21 protein-coding genes are annotated in these 18,394 nt (G+C 49.4%); 9 read left to right on the forward strand and 12 right to left on the reverse strand.

The features are described 5' to 3' along the window. The first annotated feature begins 103 nt into the window (after positions 1–103). Positions 104–1,171, forward strand: a complete 1,068-nt coding sequence (locus tag EPB59_RS11820) for a glycosyltransferase family 9 protein (protein ID WP_195706998.1) — start codon at positions 104–106, stop codon at positions 1,169–1,171. A gap of 42 nt (positions 1,172–1,213) precedes the next feature. Then, on the forward strand, positions 1,214–1,993 hold the full coding sequence (locus EPB59_RS11825) for a glycosyltransferase family 2 protein (RefSeq protein WP_154172913.1): 780 nt from the start codon (positions 1,214–1,216) through the stop codon (positions 1,991–1,993). Positions 1,994–2,054: 61 nt separating this feature from the next. Here the strand turns inward: EPB59_RS11825 and EPB59_RS11830 are convergent, their stop codons facing one another. Further along, entirely contained in the window at positions 2,055–3,092 is a 1,038-nt protein-coding gene (locus EPB59_RS11830; protein ID WP_154172915.1) for a glycosyltransferase family 9 protein, read from the reverse strand. Between the two features lie 110 nt (positions 3,093–3,202). Here EPB59_RS11830 and coaD point away from each other — a divergent pair, with 110 nt between their 5' ends. Further along, on the forward strand, positions 3,203–3,697 hold the full coding sequence (gene coaD, locus EPB59_RS11835; protein WP_000078886.1) for a pantetheine-phosphate adenylyltransferase: 495 nt from the start codon (positions 3,203–3,205) through the stop codon (positions 3,695–3,697). A 97-nt stretch (positions 3,698–3,794) separates the two neighbouring features. On the opposite strand, the gene mutM is transcribed toward coaD, so the two are convergent. The 6 genes from mutM to EPB59_RS11865 form a co-directional block, all read right to left on the reverse strand. Then, positions 3,795–4,604 (reverse strand): bifunctional DNA-formamidopyrimidine glycosylase/DNA-(apurinic or apyrimidinic site) lyase, encoded by an 810-nt coding sequence (mutM, locus tag EPB59_RS11840; protein ID WP_154172917.1) that lies wholly within the window; start codon positions 4,602–4,604, stop codon positions 3,795–3,797. 9 nt (positions 4,605–4,613) lie between these two features. Continuing rightward, positions 4,614–5,096: a hypothetical protein gene (locus EPB59_RS11845; protein WP_195706999.1), complete on the reverse strand. Its 483-nt coding sequence runs from the start codon at positions 5,094–5,096 to the stop codon at positions 4,614–4,616. Between the two features lie 180 nt (positions 5,097–5,276). Next, positions 5,277–5,444 carry a 50S ribosomal protein L33 gene (gene rpmG / locus EPB59_RS11850; RefSeq protein ID WP_001051799.1) on the reverse strand — a complete coding sequence of 56 codons (168 nt, stop codon included), beginning with the start codon at positions 5,442–5,444 and terminating at the stop codon, positions 5,277–5,279. A 13-nt stretch (positions 5,445–5,457) separates the two neighbouring features. After that, positions 5,458–5,694, reverse strand: a complete 237-nt coding sequence (gene rpmB / locus EPB59_RS11855; RefSeq protein ID WP_000091952.1) for a 50S ribosomal protein L28 — start codon at positions 5,692–5,694, stop codon at positions 5,458–5,460. Between the two features lie 296 nt (positions 5,695–5,990). Then, on the reverse strand, positions 5,991–6,665 hold the full coding sequence (gene radC / locus EPB59_RS11860) for a RadC family protein (RefSeq protein WP_055051871.1): 675 nt from the start codon (positions 6,663–6,665) through the stop codon (positions 5,991–5,993). A gap of 111 nt (positions 6,666–6,776) precedes the next feature. Then, complete coding sequence (locus tag EPB59_RS11865; protein ID WP_154172919.1) at positions 6,777–8,456, reverse strand: methyl-accepting chemotaxis protein; 1,680 nt, start codon at positions 8,454–8,456, stop codon at positions 6,777–6,779. A 183-nt stretch (positions 8,457–8,639) separates the two neighbouring features. Here EPB59_RS11865 and coaBC point away from each other — a divergent pair, with 183 nt between their 5' ends. Next, positions 8,640–9,839, forward strand: a complete 1,200-nt coding sequence (gene coaBC / locus EPB59_RS11870; protein ID WP_154172921.1) for a bifunctional phosphopantothenoylcysteine decarboxylase/phosphopantothenate--cysteine ligase CoaBC — start codon at positions 8,640–8,642, stop codon at positions 9,837–9,839. A 65-nt stretch (positions 9,840–9,904) separates the two neighbouring features. On the opposite strand, the gene EPB59_RS18425 is transcribed toward coaBC, so the two are convergent. Then, positions 9,905–10,045: a lipid A biosynthesis lauroyl acyltransferase gene (locus EPB59_RS18425; protein WP_195707000.1), complete on the reverse strand. Its 141-nt coding sequence runs from the start codon at positions 10,043–10,045 to the stop codon at positions 9,905–9,907. Between EPB59_RS18425 and slmA the strand changes: the two genes are divergently transcribed. From slmA to lpxN, 3 genes are read left to right on the forward strand one after another with little or no spacing between them, the layout of a single operon-like run. Beyond that, the gene (gene slmA / locus EPB59_RS11875; protein ID WP_000918350.1) at positions 10,001–10,591 is read left to right on the forward strand and encodes a nucleoid occlusion factor SlmA; all 591 of its coding nucleotides are present in this window, start codon (positions 10,001–10,003) and stop codon (positions 10,589–10,591) included. The two genes, EPB59_RS18425 and slmA, sit on opposite strands and share 45 nt — an antisense overlap. A 5-nt stretch (positions 10,592–10,596) precedes the next feature. Next, positions 10,597–11,544, forward strand: coding sequence for an LpxL/LpxP family Kdo(2)-lipid IV(A) lauroyl/palmitoleoyl acyltransferase (lpxL, locus tag EPB59_RS11880; RefSeq protein ID WP_195707001.1), 948 nt, complete (start codon positions 10,597–10,599; stop codon positions 11,542–11,544). 18 nt (positions 11,545–11,562) lie between these two features. Further along, the gene (gene lpxN / locus EPB59_RS11885; protein WP_154172925.1) at positions 11,563–12,540 is read left to right on the forward strand and encodes a lipid A biosynthesis myristoyltransferase LpxN; all 978 of its coding nucleotides are present in this window, start codon (positions 11,563–11,565) and stop codon (positions 12,538–12,540) included. An 86-nt stretch (positions 12,541–12,626) separates the two neighbouring features. Here the strand turns inward: lpxN and pyrE are convergent, their stop codons facing one another. Next, on the reverse strand, positions 12,627–13,268 hold the full coding sequence (pyrE, locus tag EPB59_RS11890) for an orotate phosphoribosyltransferase (protein ID WP_000649353.1): 642 nt from the start codon (positions 13,266–13,268) through the stop codon (positions 12,627–12,629). 199 nt (positions 13,269–13,467) lie between these two features. After that, a complete protein-coding gene (gene rph, locus EPB59_RS11895; protein WP_154172927.1) occupies positions 13,468–14,184 on the reverse strand; it encodes a ribonuclease PH in 717 nt (238 codons plus the stop codon). Between the two features lie 163 nt (positions 14,185–14,347). Here rph and EPB59_RS11900 point away from each other — a divergent pair, with 163 nt between their 5' ends. Both EPB59_RS11900 and EPB59_RS11905 read left to right on the forward strand, forming a co-directional pair. Further along, on the forward strand, positions 14,348–15,214 hold the full coding sequence (locus EPB59_RS11900) for a YicC/YloC family endoribonuclease (RefSeq protein WP_055064641.1): 867 nt from the start codon (positions 14,348–14,350) through the stop codon (positions 15,212–15,214). 66 nt (positions 15,215–15,280) lie between these two features. Then, positions 15,281–15,769, forward strand: coding sequence for a TIGR00645 family protein (locus EPB59_RS11905; RefSeq protein ID WP_154172929.1), 489 nt, complete (start codon positions 15,281–15,283; stop codon positions 15,767–15,769). Positions 15,770–15,911: 142 nt separating this feature from the next. Here EPB59_RS11905 and murP read toward each other — a convergent pair whose 3' ends face one another. Next, positions 15,912–17,357, reverse strand: a complete 1,446-nt coding sequence (gene murP, locus EPB59_RS11910; protein ID WP_154172931.1) for a PTS N-acetylmuramic acid transporter subunit IIBC — start codon at positions 17,355–17,357, stop codon at positions 15,912–15,914. Positions 17,358–17,380: 23 nt separating this feature from the next. Further along, positions 17,381–18,283 carry an N-acetylmuramic acid 6-phosphate etherase gene (gene murQ, locus EPB59_RS11915; protein ID WP_154172933.1) on the reverse strand — a complete coding sequence of 301 codons (903 nt, stop codon included), beginning with the start codon at positions 18,281–18,283 and terminating at the stop codon, positions 17,381–17,383. Between the last annotated feature and the right edge of the window lie 111 nt (positions 18,284–18,394).

The following is an 18,394-nucleotide window of genomic DNA, read 5'->3' on the forward strand; positions in this document are numbered from 1 at the left end:
TGCAGTTTTGCTCTGCATCTGGCGTGCTGCATTTTACATTTTCTGGTCAGCTCTGCATAATTCTGGCTCAATTATCGAATAGTTTTATCGAATAGGCTTGGCTATGGCATTGTTTCAATCAGCCCCACACTCCCTCTGTATCCTGCGTTTATCGGCGATTGGTGATGTCTGTAATACGATAGCTGCCGTACAAGCGATTCAACGCCAATGGCCGCAAACACGTATCACTTGGGTGACGGGTAAACTGGAAGCAGAACTGATCCAATCTCTGCCCGATATTCAGGTCATCGTGTTTGATAAAAAACTCGGATGGCGTGCTTATACTCAGCTTTGGCAGCAATTAAAGTCCGAGCGTTTTGATGCGCTGCTGCACATGCAGTACGCTTTTCGCGCCAGCATTGCAACATTAGGGATCAAAGCGCGCTATAAACTGGGTTTTGATGCGGCGCGCAGCCAAGATTTTCAAACTTGGTTTACCAATGTCAAAGTTCCCTCACCGGACAAAATGCACGTCTTAGATGGGTTATTGGCGTTTGTTGAGCACTTAGGTATTCGCGATATTGAGCCTAAGTGGTCACTCACCTGCCAACCTGACGATCTGACATGGGCTGAGGCGCAGTTTCAGCCCGAGCAACCTCGCTTAGTTGTGGTGCCCGGAGCAAGCAAAGCTTATAAGAATTGGACGGCAGAGGGCTATGCAGCAGTTATTGAACATGCCCAACAACAAGGCTGGCAAGTGATCTTGGCCGGAAGCCCAGCACAAGTTGAGCGAGATCTGGCCGCGCAAGTGGAGCAAGCACTCGCTCACCCCGTCTTAAACTTGGTGGGAAAAAGCACGCTGCAAAAGATGCTCGCACTGCTCGCAAAGGCAGATTTGGTGATCGCCCCCGATACAGGCCCTGCGCATATGGCGAACGCCATGCATACACCAATCATTGGTCTCTACGCTCACCATAATCCTGAGCGCACAGGTCCATACCATTATCGCCACTATGTCGTTTCCGTTTACCAAGAAGCTTTACTTGCGGAAACCGGTAAAACGCCGCAGCAGGTTGATTGGCGCACTCGGGTTAAAGACCCCAATGCGATGCAGCGCATCACCGCGCAACAAGTGATTGCGATGTTTGAGCGTGCCGCTGCTGACATCATGGCCACACAGGTGAACGATTGAAACACCTTTTATACCCAGATTTATTCGTAGCGAGGATTTTTCGTGAATAAACCAACGCTTGCTGTCGCATTGATAGTAAAAAATGAAGCGCGTCATCTGGATGAGTGCTTACAAACCGTGCACGACTGGGTTGATGAAATCGTGGTGCTCGATTCTGGCAGTCACGATGAAACCGAGCAGGTCGCGCGTCGTTACACTGAAAAATTTTACGTGAATGCAAAGTGGCCGGGCTTTGGCCAGCAGCGCCAGTTGGCACAATCTTATGTCCAATCGGATTATGTGCTGTGGCTGGATGCCGATGAGCGAGTGACTCCGGAGCTCAAGCAAAGCATTTTGCAAGCCGTTGCCGCTAATAAGCCGGATACCTTGTATCAATTTGCACGCCTCAGTTGGGTGTTTGGTCGCTTTATCCGCCATAGCGGTTGGTACCCCGATCGCGTACTGCGCCTCTACCCAACTCAGCTGACTCGCTACAATGACGCATTAGTGCATGAAAAGGTGCACGTTGAACCAAGCATGAAAGTCGAAACTTTAGCGGGCGATGCGATTCACTACACCTATAACGATGTGCACCACTATCTGGTGAAATCCGCGGGTTACGCCAAAGCGTGGGCGGATCAGCGTCAGGCGAAAGGCAAGAAGGCATCCCTTTCTCAAGGCATCGTCCATGCTGTGGGCTGTTTTTTGAAAATGTATCTGCTCAAGCGCGGTTTTTTAGATGGAAAACAGGGATTTTTAATTGCACTGCTCTCTGCACACTCCACCTTTGTGAAATACGCTGATTTGTGGGCACGTGATAATGACGAGCACTACAAACGCTAAGCGGATATCTATCGAGTAAAGTAACAAAGAAAAAGGGAGCCGCAGCTCCCTTTTTTAATAATTAAAGCTGCACACTACGCAGCCAAGGCGCAAGCTCAGTCAATACGCTCTTCATATCAATCCGACTCATGTTCTCTTGGTTCGCTTTATCATCTGCGGGCGGCGGACAAAAAGCGATGTGCTTACCTTGCGAGTTGAGTGGTCGCCAGCGCAGTGGCGTTGCTGAACGCTTGGCTGGGAAGAATCCGACCGTGGGCACATCCAAGGCTGCTGCGATATGCAAAGGCCCTGTCGAGCCCGCGATAAAAAGCTGCGCGCACGCCAGCGAGCGCGTGAAATCCACCAGCCCGTCATTTTTGGCGTACAAGGCTGCCGACACTCCTTGCTCAGAAAGCAAACTTTGCAATTGCGCCGCTTTCTCTTCTTCACCAGGACCTGCGGTGAGCACCACTTGTTTGTGTTCATCCATCACGCCTGTCACTAACTCACTGTATTGCGTCAAAGAGAGATTATTCGCTGAACCGCCACTGCCTGCATGAACAAAAAGCCACGCCTTAGCCGGATTAAGCTCTAGCTGATCAGCGAGTTTGCTGCGCTGCGCCGCCAACTGCTCAGCAGGAAAGGTCAGATACGGTGCGTTTGGTTCAATAATCGGCTGGCCGATATCACGCAAAAAAGCACGTACCAAATCAAGATTATATTCGTATTCCGGCTTGGCCGATTGCGAGCGCTTTTGCTTAATGCGGTGCTGATAGAAAATCTGCGCCAATTTGGTCGCGGGCGCTAAACGGTAAGGAATGCGTGCTTTCCATACTAAGAGCGCGTTATACATGGTCGAAAACAGGTTAATAGAAGCATCAAACTGCTGCGCTTTTAAGCTTTGCACCAACTGCTGATGCTGCACCTTATCCGCCTGTTGACCGGGGTCGATGATCACCGCGTCAATCCATGGACAAAGCTCAGCCAGTGCGGCGGTGTATTTCGGCACCAGCGCGGTGATATGACAATCCGGTAGAGAAGCTTTCAGCATAGCGAAACTTGGCCAAGCCAGCATAAAATCGCCAATTTTATCGTTGCGAATAACCAGTAACTTTTTCATTGTGCTCGATAAGGTGTGAAATTTTGCGTGCTCATCATACCGACTTCATAGGTAAATGTGAGGCTTTTTGTTAGGATGAGGCCACTTCCCTGATTGATGAGTAACGGATTGTGAGCCAAAAACGTCTTTCCCGAGTGATTTACCCCGGCACTTTTGACCCCATCACTAACGGTCATCTGGATCTGATTGAGCGCGCCGCGCAAATGTTTGATGAAGTGATCATAGCCGTGGCCGCCAGCCCGAGTAAAAACACTCTGTTTACGCTCGAAGAACGGGTCGAGTTCGCGCGCCATGTCACCTCTCATCTGGATAACGTCAGCGCGAAAGGCTTTTCCGGATTGTTAGTCGATTTTGCCAAAGCCGAAAAAGCGAATGTATTGATCCGCGGCTTGCGTACCACAGTCGATTTCGAATACGAATTTGGTCTCACCAATATGTATCGCCGTTTAATGCCGGGCTTAGAAAGTGTGTTTTTAACGCCCGCCGAAGAGCACGCATTTATCTCATCAACCTTAGTACGAGAAGTGGCGATCCACGGCGGCAATGTGGATGAGTTTGTGCCCACTATTGTGGCTAACGCTCTACATCAAAAGAAAAAAATCTAGTTATTCAAAGAGATGTAAGCTCACATCCCTCAATCCCCCTTCCTACTTGAAGCTGCAGCGGTGTTGGCTACCTGCAACTCCAAGTCGTTTGGGTATATCAATGCTGGCACTGCGGGCAGAAAAAGGTATTGCGCTGGGCAATTTTCTGCTCGCAAATCGGCTCTCCACAATGGGGACAAGGCTGTTTGGCTTTGCCATACACTTGCAGCTCTTGCGCGAAATAACCCGGCTTACCATCGCTTTGGGTAAAATCTTTCAGTGTGGTGCCGCCTTGCTTAATCGCCACTTGCAGCACTTGTTTGATGTTCGCTACTAAGGTTTGCCACTCCTCTAAACTCAGCGAATGAGCGGGACGCAGTGGATGGATGCGTGACGTAAACAGCGATTCATTGGCGTAGATATTACCCACACCCACGACGGCTGCGTTGTCCATGATAAAAGCTTTTACTGCAATGCGTTTGTTGCGCGCTTTGTCCATCATATATTCAGCGTTAAAAGCTTCGGTCAACGGCTCAGGCCCCAAACGCCCGAGCACTTCGTGGCTCTCATCAGGCGCGCACCATAACCAAGCCCCGAAGCGGCGCGGATCGTTATAGCGCAGCCGTTTACCACTGGTCATCACCAGATCCACATGATCGTGTTTCGCAGCAGGGAAATCACCATCCAAAATACGCAGCGAGCCAGACATACCCAAATGTACAATCGCACTGCCGACGGCGGTTTCAATAATCAGATACTTGGCTCGACGATGAATCGCGAGAATAGTCTGCCCTTCAAGTAGTTTTAGCTCTTGGGGAATCGGCCAGCGCAACTTGGGCGTACGTAACACTAAGGATTGAATGGTGCCGCCCACCAAATGTGGCGAGATCCCTAAACGGCTGACTTCAACTTCAGGTAATTCCGGCATAACAACCTCTTACAATGGTGCAGGAAATAGATAACTCGTCTCGACAGAGACTGCAATCCAGTGATCTTGCCAGTTTTTTAGCAACCAAAATTGGGGAGTCTGATAGAAGGTGATCCTTTGTGGCTCTTCGCGATCGGCGTACCACACTTCGATCGTTTGTGCGGTCGGTAATGTCGGTTGCAATGAACGATACGTCGCATCGTCCACTTCCGTTCCCGTTAAAGACTGCCAACGCTGCACTAATTCTTGTCCTTCGACACTCAGCTCTGGGGTCGACAACCACTCTTCACGGCTTTTTTCCAAAGAAAACTCGGGGAAATGCAGCGCCTGCAAAGTCGCATCAACTCGAAGTAACGAAGGAAACTGGCTTGAAGAGTCCGGTAATAAATAGGTTTTTATGATCGTCGGTAAATTGATCACGGTAATAAAACCAATGACAGCCAAAATCAGAATGTTGTTCCAACGACGACGCCGAGGGGGAGAAACGCGCATAATCACTCCTTGCGATAAGCAAACGTTCAAAGAGTAGCAAAGTGATTAGGGAGATCCTAGCCATCACCAAGTTTCTTAAATGGCAGACTTTAAGCTACTGAGGCTAAACCATAAATAACAGACAGAAAAAAACCCAACCAAAGGCTGGGTTTTTTCACACACTGTAAGAGCTCGAATCAATTACTTGATTTTTGCTTCTTTGTACATAACGTGTTGACGAATTACAGGATCATATTTCTTGATCTCGAATTTGCCAGGCATGTTACGCTTGTTTTTGTCAGTGGTGTAAAAGTGACCTGTATCTGCAGATGATACTAGGCGGATTTTTTCGCGAATGCCTTTAGCCATTGCTCAATTCCTCTTAAACGTTTTCGCCACGTGCACGGATCTCTACAAGAACAGCATCGATGCCTTTCTTGTCGATGATACGCATACCTTTAGCAGTTAGACGTAGTTTAACAAAACGTTTTTCGCTCTCTACCCAGAAACGATGAGTTTGTAGGTTCGGCAGAAAACGACGCTTAGTAGCATTTTTTGCGTGTGAGCGGTTGTTACCAACGGCAGGACGCTTACCAGTTACTTGGCATACTCGTGACATGAATGTCTTCTCCAAATCGTTTCAGCTCGATATCAACCTTGGTGGCCGAACCTCTCTCTCTTTCCAAAATAAGAAGTTGAGGTTAAAAACCGTTATGGAATACCCATACAAGGCTATCAAAGGTCGCGCATTATACTAACTTGCCGCACATTGCTCAAGACCCGAACAGATCCTTTTCGCAGGATTTGCTGATCTTTTTACGGTGCGAGCTGAATCAGGGTTAAAAAATGTCGGGGCATATTAGCAGATTCTCGCTAACTCACAAGCTTAAAAATGCCGCAAACCATAAGTGTTGACTATATCCAGCCACGTTCAGCAAAAGAGACCACTTCGCCATCACCAATCACGAAATGGTCAAGCACGCGAATCTCCACTAACCCGAGAGCGTCACGCAAGCGATCGGTGATCCTTCGATCGGCTTGACTGGGTTCCGCAACCCCTGAAGGATGATTGTGCGCGAGTATCACTGCGGCCGCATTATGATGCAGCGCTCGCTTCACGACTTCTCGTGGGTAAACGCTCGCCGCATCAATAGTGCCTTCAAATAATATTTCATCGCGGATGACGCGATGTTGGTTATCCAAAAATAAAATATAGAAGGCTTCGCGCTGCCGATCCCGCAACACACTCGACAAATAAAGTTTGGTTTGCTGAGGACTGGTCAAGGCATCACCACGTTTTAAGGTTTCTGCGAGGTAGCGCTGCGTCATTTCCAAAACGGCTTGCAGTTGAACGTATTTCGCCTCCCCCAATCCTTTGTGACGACAAAATTCTTGTTGAGATGCACAAAACAGTGCGCGCAATGAGCCAAAATCGCGCAGCAGCAGATCAGCTAAGGCGAGCACGTTCATGCCTTGGGTGCCTGTACGTAGGAAAATCGCCAGCAATTCCGCATCACTTAATGATTGCGGGCCGCGTTGCAGCAATTTTTCACGCGGCATGGATTCGGTGGGTAACTGTTTTAGGCTCATCTCTTTTCTCTGGGTCGGTTTTGCTTACACAAAACAGAGAAAGCAAAGGGCCGCAAGCGGCCCTAATAAAGTTTCGAATCACCTCAAACCATGATGTAACGTCACTGTTACCTAAAGCTTAAAGTGGCCAACCAGCGATCCCATCTCTTGCCCAGCCTCGGCTAAACGTGAGCTGATTGCTTGCGAACTGTTTAGGTTATCGTTCAATTGCGTAACGATGTGTTGAATGGCGACTAGATTTTGGTTGATCTCTTCGGCTACTGCGCTTTGTTGCTCAGCTGCCGAAGCCGTTTGGATACCCATGTCATGGATTAAATGCACCGCTTGGGAGATCCCCGCTAAGCTCTCTTTAATTTGGACGGATTCTAATGCAGTTTTTTCGCCACGCTCTTGGCTAAGGCTCATGCTGCTTACCGCTTTATTAACGCCTTGATGTAGCGCGTTAAGCATGTCACCAATCTCTTTAGTGCTGTTTTGGGTGCGGCTTGCTAACGATCGCACTTCATCCGCCACCACGGCAAAACCACGCCCTTGCTCACCAGCACGCGCGGCCTCAATGGCGGCGTTAAGTGCCAACAGGTTTGTCTGATCGGCGATATCGCCAATCACTTTCAAAACTTGCGTAATTTTGGCGGCTTGTTGGCTAAGGTGAACGATCGCTTCCGATGTCTGGTTAACCTCATTCACCAATTCACCAATTCCGTCAATCGCTAGATTGACCTCTGTTTGTGCTGAAACAATTTGTACGTTGGCAGATTCAATGGCTTGAGCGGTCGCTTGGGTATTGCCAGCCACTTCACGCGCTGTCGCACTCATTTCCGTCACCGCCGCCACCACTTTCTCGGTTTCTAGGCAGTGATGACCCATTTTTTGGCTAGCCGCAGATGTTTGCTTATCCAGATCCTGCGCCGCTTGTTCAACCGAAATAGCCGAACAACGGAGTTGTTCGATCATCGGATGCAGCTTATCCATAAAGGCATTAAACGCTTTAGCCACATCGCCAATCTCATCTTGGCTCTCAACTTTCAGGCGAGCACTGAGATCACCACCACCGGCTGCTACATCTTGTAAAGAGCTGACGACATGTTGTAGTGGAGCGATGCCACGCGAGACCACAAATCCAACAGCAATAATCGTAATCAGCAACCCAAACACAGACATGCTGATGGCATACACCGTCTGATCATACAGTTCCGCTTCTCGTTCTTGGCGTTTGGCTTGTACTTGCTGATCAACATCATCAATATAGATGCCGGTACCCAATACCCAATCCCATTTCGGCAGGTATTCGGCATAACCCAGTTTCGGCGCTTGAGCATTGATGGTGGGTTTATGCCAAGAGAAATAGAGGAATCCATCTCCCGTTTTTGAGGCATCAATTAAGCCAGCAATCACCGCGACACCATTTTCATCTTTCATGCCGTAGAGGTTTTTTCCCTCCAGCTCAGGTTTAATCGCATGTAGTGTATTTACCCCTTTTGAATCATAAGCAAAGAAGTAACCATCACTGTCAAAACGCATTGCTTTAAGAATTTGCTTGGCCTGTTCTTGGTTTTCACCGGCGTTGTCATTCTCATAAAGAGGCTTAACTGCCGTGACCCCCATCATTAAGTAGGCTTTGAGTTCATTTTTCTTAGCCTGAATCAACGCCTCACGATACTGATCCAGTTCTTGTTGCAGACTTTCATGGCCACTGCGGTAATACACCAAAGTAACTAGAGTGGTAATAATGATTAAAGGTATGACAGTTAAAAGTAGTAATTTGGTACGGCTACGTAGAGAAGACAGCATAAGATTCCCTTTATATTATTGTTAGTGTTGTGAATAACTTATCTCATATCCATGGTCTATTGTCTGTGAAATGACCGATGCTTTGCAGCTCGACCAGTGGCGCGATGCACAGCGGTGGTTGTGACTCCAACTTTTAGCTCTAGCTGTGCTAACATAGCGCGCAGATTTTTTGAGGGTTCCCAAATGCAATCATTGACAGGCAAAAAGATTCTGCTCGGTATCAGCGGTGGTATCGCGGCATACAAATGTGCAGAATTGACTCGTCGATTGGTGGAGCGCGGCGCGACCGTGCAAGTGGTCATGACCCACGCCGCCAAAGAATTCATTACTCCGCTAACCATGCAGGCCGTTTCTGGACGTCCAGTGTCGGATAGCTTGCTTGACCCTGCGGCAGAAGCCTCGATGGGGCATATTGAGCTGGCTAAATGGGCCGATTTGGTGCTGCTGGCACCTGCGACTGCTGACCTCATCGCGCGCATGGCCGCAGGCATGGGCAATGATTTACTCACCACGCTCATTCTGGCCACCAGCGCACCAGTAGCGATTGCGCCAGCCATGAATCAGCAGATGTATCGCAATATTGCTACCCAAGAAAATCTACAGACTCTAATACGCCGTGGTTACACCATTTGGGGACCCGCAGCGGGCGAACAAGCCTGTGGTGATATCGGCCCCGGCCGTATGTTGGAGCCGATGGAATTAGTGGCACGCTGCGAAAGCTTCTTCGCACCAAAAATTCTGCTCGGCAAACACGTGCTGATCACCGCGGGTCCAACTCGTGAAGCACTCGACCCAGTACGCTATATCACCAATCACAGCTCAGGAAAAATGGGCTTTGCGCTGGCCAAAGCGGCCGCGCAACTCGGTGCTGAAGTCACATTGGTCAGCGGTCCGGTACATTTACCAACCCCAGTGGGCGTCAATCGCATTGATGTGCAGAGCGCATTAGAGATGCACAGCGCGGTGATGAAAGAGGCGACCTCGCACCAGATCTTTATTGCTTGCGCAGCCGTAGCCGATTATCGCCCACAAGCCGTGGCCGAACAGAAGATCAAAAAGAACAGCGACAACGATACACTGAGCGTCGAGATGGTGAAAAATCCTGATATCGTGGCGTCCGTTGCGGCTCTTACTCAAAATCGACCGTTTACTGTTGGCTTTGCGGCAGAAACACAAGATGTCGAGACGTATGCGCGTGGCAAACTGGTACGTAAAAATCTGGATATGATTTGTGCCAACGACGTATCGATTGCTGGACAGGGCTTCAACAGCAACGACAATGCCTTGAGCGTGTTCTGGAAAAATGGGCAACAAAGCCTGCCTTTGACCAGTAAAGAAGCACTCGCCACCGCGGTGATGCAATTGATTAACGACCAAATGTAGGTGCTATTTTCGCCACCTACTTCAACCATTTTTATCAACACGCTTCGAACAACCTCTGAGCTTAGTTAAACTTCAAGGGTTTCATCTCCGTCGCAGACTTTCTGGCTGCGGCGGCGTATTTTTTGTTCATCAGCAGTGATAACCAAAAGGAAAGACGGGGCATGGCCGGCAATAAAAAAATCAACCGACGCGAAGAAATCCTGCAAGCTCTAGCAGAAATGCTGGAATCCAATGAAGGGGCTTCGCGCATTACTACCGCAAAACTGGCCAAACAGGTTGGCGTTTCAGAAGCAGCACTGTACCGCCACTTCCCCAGCAAAGCTCGTATGTTTGAAGGACTGATTGAGTTTATTGAAGAGTCGCTGATGTCGCGCATCAACCGCATCTTTGATGAAGAGAAAGACACACTCAATCGCATTCGTTTAGTCATGCAACTCTTGCTCGCCTTTGCAGAACGTAACCCGGGCTTGACACGTATTCTCTCTGGGCATGCTTTAATGTTTGAGAATGAACGCTTGCGCGATCGCATCAACCAGTTGTTTGAACGCATTGAAACTTCTTTGCGCCAAATTCTGCGCGAACGTAAACTCCGCGAAGGAAAATCCTTCCCGGTCGATGAAAACATTCTTGCCGCGCAATTGCTCGGTCAGGTGGAAGGCAGTCTGAACCGCTTTGTGCGTTCCGATTTCAAATATCTCCCCACCGCTAATTTTGATGAATACTGGGCACTGCTGAGTGCGCAGATTAAGTGAGTACAATGAGTCAAGAAAAATACAGCAAACCTGCATTCACACTCTCTTTATTGCACCCTAAACATTGGGGTGTCTGGTTTGGCTTTGGTTTGTTAGCCCTTTTGGTTAACCTACTGCCTTACCCTGTTTTGCTAAAAATCGGCCGCGGTTTAGGGCAATTTTCGATGCGTTTCGGAAAAAAACGCGTTCACATTGCCAAACGCAATCTAGAATTGGCCTTCCCAGCCATGAGCCAAAATGAGATCGACGCTTTTGTACTGGAGAACTTTAAAAATACCGGTATGGCGCTAATTGAAACTGGCATCACTTGGTTCTGGCCAACCTGGCGCTTCAAGCGCGTTTTGATTGATAAAGATACCCAAACGTTGCGCCAACACGCACAAGCGGGCAAAGGGGTACTACTCTGCTGTGTACATGCGCTCAATCTGGAAATTACCGCGCGTGCTTATGGTGTATTGGGCATTGGTGGATATGGTGTTTACCGTCCGCACACTAATCCTGCTTATGAGTTCATCCAGTACCGTGGTCGGACACGCAATAGCAATCAGCTGATCAACCGAACTGATATTAAGCAGATGATCCGCGTGTTACGCCAAGGCGAGCGTCTGTTCTATTTGCCGGACCAAGACTATGGTCACAACAAATCGGTGTTTGTGCCTTTCTTTGCGGTACAAGAGGCGTGCACCACAACCGGCACCAGTATTTTGGCGTACACCAGCCACTGCGCGATTGTGATTGGTTCTGGCTTCCGTAACGCCGAAGGGCGCTATGAGATCATGGCCGATAAATCGATTGAAGCGGACTACCCACAAAAAGATGAAACTGCTGCCGCGGCTTACATGAATAAATTTGTCGAAGAGATTATACTGCGCGCCCCCGAGCAATGGATGTGGCTGCACAAACGCTTCAAATCCTTGCCGGACATTGAACTGACTAACTCGCGCTATCAGTAAAGCAGTAAAGGTGAATTTGTGAGCGATCAAGACAACGGCGTGACTCGCCATCTACATAACCCGCAATTTGAGTGGCGCTTTCTGCACCCAAAACATTGGGGGACTTGGATTGGCATCGCTTTCGCAGCACTGTTAGCCTTTATTCCTTGGCGCTTGCGTGATCGACTGGCGAAACCTTTGGTGCCACTCATCATCAAGAAAAATGGCCGCGTAGTACGCCGCGCTCGGGTTAACCTCGCCTACTGCTTTCCAGAGAAAAGTGAGCAAGAGCGCGAACAAATCTTGCATGATACTTTTGTGAAAGCCTCGCAGTTTATGCTCGGTTATTCAGAACTGTTGGTGCGTTCAACTCGCTACAATAACTCGCGTGGCGAACTGATTTGCGAAGAGAACTTGCTGCCACTGCTGGATAGCGGTGAGCGCGTTATTCTGTTAGTCCCGCACTCTTGGGCCATTGATTATGCCGCCGTCATGCTGGCGGCTCGTGGCTATAAAGTCGCCAACATCATGAAACCGCAGCGCAACCCGATTGCCGATTGGCTAATGCACGTCCAGCGCATGCAGTATGGTGGCCGTATTTTTACTCGCGAATCTGGCATCAAACCTTTCTTGCGTTCGATTCAATCTGGCTATGTTGGCTACTGGGTGCCGGATGAAGATCACGGCCCGCAAAACTCCGTGTTTGTACCGTTTTTTGCTACCGAAAAAGCCACGCTCAAAGGGTTTGGCAAAATGGCTAAGCTGTGCAAAGCGCATGTAGTACCTTTGATGTCATGCTACAACAGTGATTCAGGCCGTTATGAAGTGCACATTTTGCCTGCGCTGCAAAACTTCCCAACCGGCGATGAAGAAGCCGATGCACTGGCGATGAACCGAGCGATTGAAGCGCTGGTCACGCCACAGCCGGAGCAGTACATGTGGAACTTGTCGTTGCTGAAAACTCAGCGTGATGGACGAGAGATTTACGACAACTCCCATCATGGTGATCAAAGCTAAGCGCTTTGTTCTTGAGCTTAATACTAGAAAAACAGCCTCATTTTGAGGCTGTTTTTTCGTTTTAGGCTTGGGTTGGATGAATGCGCTTAAATGCCGTACTGCGCGCGGTACGCTTTCACCGCTTCTAGATGCTCAGTGTTGTTACCTTGCTGCTCAAGATAGGTGATGAGATCGGTCAGGCTCACAATCGAAATCACCGCGCAGCCGAAATCACGTTCCACTTCTTGAATCGCAGACAGCTCGCCCTTGCCTTTTTCTTGGCGATCAATCGCCACTAGCACACCGGCTAAATCGGCGTTATTGGCTTGGATAAGCTCCATCGATTCACGAATCGCCGTACCGGCAGTGATCACATCATCCACCAGCATAATGCGGCCTTCTAACTTGCTGCCCACCAGATTACCGCCTTCGCCATGATTTTTGGCTTCTTTGCGGTTAAAGCAGTAAGGCGTATCCACATCGTGGTGATCCGCCAACGCGACTGCTGTGGTGGTCGCAATCGGAATGCCTTTGTAAGCAGGGCCAAACAGCACGTCAAACTCAATACCAGAATCCACTAGCGCTGCCGCGTAAAAACGGCCCAAGCGCGCTAAATCACGGCCAGTATTAAACAGACCAGCGTTAAAGAAATAAGGGCTTTTACGGCCTGATTTCAAAGTAAATTCGCCAAACTTCAGCACCTGTTTTTCTAGGGCAAACTCAATAAATTCACGCTGGTAAGCTTTCATCACATCTTCTCTAAATTTACGATTTAAGAACAATACATCTTCTAAGATATTGCCGTGAGGGCAAGGCAGTAAAACTTTGAGTCCCTAGGAGCTTACTGAAGTAAGTGACTAGGGCAAAAAGTACTTGCTAACGCAGCCATCGCGTCAATACCGACGAAGATGAGGGCAAAAAAATAGCCCCCAATTGGGAGCTACTTGATCAATCTAACAACGATGCCTTCTGCACTGCGACAATATCGGCAATGCCTTTTTTCGCGACAGCCAACAATTCCAGCAACTGCTCATGACTGAACGGCTCACCTTCCGCGGTGCCTTGGATTTCAATCATTTTGCCTTCTTCGGTCATGACCACGTTCATATCCGTATCAGCGGCAGAATCTTCGACATATTCCAGATCGCACAGCACATCTTCACCTAAGATACCAACCGAAACCGCAGCCACATGGCCTTTCATCGGGTTCTTCTTCAGTTGACCTTTGGCGATCAGATGGGCAAAAGCATCGGCCAGTGCCACGCTTGCACCGGTAATCGAAGCGGTACGCGTACCGCCATCGGCTTGAATCACATCACAATCCACTGTGATCATGATTTCGCCCATCGCTTCCAGATCCACCACAGCACGTAGGCTGCGCGCGATCAGACGCTGGATTTCCATGGTACGACCGACTTGCTTACCATTGGTCGCTTCACGACGCGTGCGTGAATGGGTCGCACGTGGCAACATGCCGTATTCCGCCGTCACCCAGCCTTTACCTTGGCCTTTTAACCAACGTGGCACACCTTCTTCAATGCTGGCATTACACAACACTTTGGTGTTGCCAAATTCCACCAACACCGAGCCTTCTGCGTATGCAGTGTAGTTGCGGGTGATTTTGATGGGGCGAACTTGGTCCGCAGCGCGGTTATCTGGACGCATAGGGTCTCGACCTTCTTGTGGCTGTATCAATTCGGTTGGGGCGTGATTATAGCCCAAAGCCCCTACAGGCGCTAGGTTAACGAACTCAGCACGGTAGCGCCGTTTTGCCTGCTTTGCTACTATTAGCGCCAGTCACAAAGAGATGAAAGCAAAGGACATCCTGATGATTTACAGCATGACTGCGTACGCACGCAAAGAAGTCAAAGGCGATTGGGGCAGCGCCGTGTGGGAAATTCGCTCGGTTAACCAACGTTATTTAGAAACGTACTTCCGCCTGCCTGAGCAGTTCCGTGGTTTAGAACCACTGCTGCGCGAGCGTTTTCGTCAGCGCCTGTCACGCGGTAAGATCGAGTGTCATTTGCGCTTTGAAGCGAATCCCGCCGCACAAAGCCATCTCACCATCAATGAAGGGCTCGCCCAGCAAGTGATTAATGCGGCAAGCCAGATCATGCATATGACTGGTGAACTCAGCCGCATTAACCCATTCCAAGTGATGCAGTGGCCGGGCGTGATGGAAACGCCAGAGCAAGATATGGACGCCATCAACCAAGCGCTACTCAGTGCGTTTGATGAAGGCGTGGATGAGTTTATCGCCGCACGTGGCCGTGAAGGCGACAACATGAAAGCGCTGATTGAGCAACGTTTGGAAGCGATCAGCGCCGAAGTGGTCAAAGTACGCGCACGCATGCCAGAAATTCTGGAGTGGCAACGCGAGCGTCTATTCAGCAAATTTGAAGAAGCGAAAATCGAGCTCGATGCGAGCCGTGTAGAGCAAGAGCTGATCCTGCTGGCACAGAAATCAGATGTGGCCGAAGAGCTGGATCGCCTCGACTCTCATGTTAAAGAAGCGCGTGAAGTGCTGAAAAAAGGTGGATCATGTGGCCGCAAACTCGATTTCATGATGCAAGAATTCAACCGTGAGTCGAACACCTTGGCTTCGAAATCCATCTCGACCGATATCACCGCCTCCGGCGTGGAGCTAAAAGTGCTTATCGAACAGATGCGAGAGCAGATCCAAAATATTGAATAATCTTGAAAGCCTCGTTGATTCGAGGCTTTTATCTAATGTCCTTTACCTCTTATTGATTGGAACCCCATGGAACGACTCATAGAAAAGCTTCTCTACTCTGCGCGTTGGATTATGGCGCCGATTTATCTTGGTTTAAGCCTGATCCTGCTTGCGTTAGGCATTAAATTCTTCCAAGAGATTTTTCACCTGTTGCCGAATATTTTTACCATCAATGAAGTCGATTTGATCCTGATTGCACTCTCGTTGATTGACGTGTCACTGGTCGGCGGTTTGATTGTGATGGTAATGTTTTCGGGCTATGAAAACTTCGTCTCTAAACTCGATATTGATGAGGGAGAGGACAAACTCGGTTGGCTAGGCAAGCTGGATACCAGTTCGCTGAAAAACAAAGTGTCGGCTTCGATTGTGGCCATCTCATCAATTCATCTGCTCAAAGTGTTTATGAATACCGAAAACATCGAAAGTGACAAAATCAAATGGTACTTGCTGCTGCACATTACCTTTGTGTTATCGGCTTTTGCGATGGGCTATTTGGATAAGCTCACCAAGAAATAAGCTGATTTAGAGTATCGAGACATTCAAAGAAAACGCCCTCATCAGAGGGCGTTTTGACTATACCGAAACAACGCTTTGTCGCCGGTATGAAAGGACATCCTCTTCCTCGTATGAAAAAGAGAATACCTATAGGGTTCAAGGGTCAGCTCAAATCGACGTCTTTACAGCCAAAGAAGTAGGTAGCGATAAAACCGATACCATAAGAGATGAGCAAACCACCGACAAATACCGCCATACCCGCAAAAATACCGTCGGCTGAAGTCATCAGAGGAATCGCCACCACACCGGATGGGCCAAACACCGTATTGAGGCCAACGGGCAGCCCTAAATAAGAGATGAGGCCGATGAAGAAGCCGCCCGCCGCACCGCCAATACAGGCGGTGACAAAAGGTTTCACTCGCGGTAGCGTCACGCCATAAATCAGTGGCTCACCAATGCCGAGAATGCCCGGGATGATCGCCCCTTTAATTTGAGTGCGAATCGTGGTCTCTTTTTTGGCTCTCGCGTACAGCGCCAGTGAGGCACCGACTTGCCCAGCGCCTGCCATCGCAAGGATCGGGAACAGTGAGTTAAAGCCTTGCGCTTCCATCAGCGCGAAATAAACCGGCACAAAACCTTGGTGAATACCAAACACCACCGAGATTAAGAACAAACCGGCCAAGATGGCAGCACCGAGTGGGTTATCGTTGAGGTTTAAAAACAGCCATGACATGCCTTTAAACAGCTCACCGCCGATAGGCATGATGATGAGGAAAGTCACCGCGCCCATGATCAGCAAAGTCACCACCGAAGTCAGGATCATATCCAAATCATCCGGCATGTATTCACGCACTTTACGTTCCACTTGCGCGCCTAAAATTGCCGCCAGTAATACCCCGATGATGTTGCCACGCGGGTCAATTGCAAAGCCGAAGAACTCACTCATCCCCGAGTAAATGCCTTTGGTTGCTTCTGGGTCATAACCGAGTACAAACAGCGAAGCCAGAATCGCCCCGTTCACGCCGGAACCACCAAATGCCTGCTGTGCGTTATAGCCAATCAAGATGCTGAGAAACGCAAACAGCCCTTTGCCAAACACTTTGAGGTAAGCCACCAGATCGAGCATAAACTCGCTCGGGGTTTGGCCAACCACATAGATTTGCTCAAGCAGAGTCGCAATGCCCAGCAGCAAGCCTGCGGCAATAAATCCGGGGATCAGCGGGGTAAAAATGGTGGCAAACTTGCTCAAAAAGCGTTGTACCGCACTGGTTTGCTTGCTCTTCATCTGCTTTTTCTGCTGCGCGGCAATGGTGGAGAGATCCGCCTCGCTCACTGCAGGTGCCACGTTGTCGCCCGATTCAATCAAGGCATTCATCATATCCGCGGCCGTTTGTGCCTTACCGGGACCGAGGATGATCTGCAGTTGTGCGTCACTTTCAACCACGCCCATCACTCCAGAAATTTTTTTCAATGCCGCATGATCGGCGAGCGCAGAATTATTCAGCGTTAAACGCAAGCGAGTCATGCAGTTGCCACATTTGGCGACGTTACCACTGCCGCCGACCAGAGACAGCACTTGTGCCATCATGGTTTGGGTTATTTTGGCCATCATCGGCTCCTTCTCTCTGCTGTTTATTCTTGGTTGAGCGCTGCGCGGATAAAGCCTTGGTGCTGCGCCAGTTTTTGTGCGGCTTGCTCTGCGCTAAAACCGCCCAAAATCATCAAAATCGCAGTCTTGCAGTGGCGACCACACGCGGCCAATGCTGCTTCCGCTTGCTCAGCGCTTACGCCTGTCGCTTCCACTACAATGTTGGTTTGCCGTTGGATGAGCTTGGCGTTGGTTGCTTCCACATCCACCATCAGGTTGCCAAACACTTTGCCACTTTTGATCATCGCGCCCGTGGTCAGCATATTTAGCACCAGTTTCTGCGCAGTACCCGCTTTCATACGTGACGAACCCGTAACCACTTCCGCACCGACTACGGGGGTAATCGCAATATCCGCGCACGCCTCCATCGGGCAGCCCGGATTACACGCCAGTGATACTACGGTGGCACCGACTGAGCGTGCGTACTCCATTCCCCCAATCACATACGGTGTGCGGCCACTGGCGGCGATGCCAACCAGCACATCCTTTTCATTAAGGTTCAGGGCCTTAAGATCGCTTTGGCCTAGCTCGCGGTTGTCTTCGGCATTCTCGACTGCTTTCAAAATCGCCGTATGTCCACCGGCGATCAAACCAATCACCTGTTCAGGCTTGCTACCGTAGGTCGGCGGACATTCACTCGCATCGAGAATCCCTAAACGACCAGACGTACCTGCGCCCATATAAATCAAGCGTCCGCCTTGAGCAAAAGCAGCGGTAATCGCTTCCACCGCTTGCGCGACTTGTGGCAAGGTTTGCGCGACCGCCAAGGCGACCAACTGATCTTGTTGGTTGATCACTTGCAGCATGTCCAACGTGGACAAGGTATCAATCTGCTCACTGGCTGGATTACGGCTTTCGGTCACTAAGCGGGTTAAATCAATGTTCATAAGGCTTCTCGGCAAATTTCGAATTGAGGCGATTCTATGGAATAAAATATTCCATTTTGGTGATAAGAATCACAATTAAGGTTATTCTTTAAGCAGGCGTTTTTTGGAATA

Source organism: Vibrio metoecus, from assembly GCF_009665255.1.
Taxonomy (GTDB): domain Bacteria; phylum Pseudomonadota; class Gammaproteobacteria; order Enterobacterales; family Vibrionaceae; genus Vibrio; species Vibrio metoecus_B.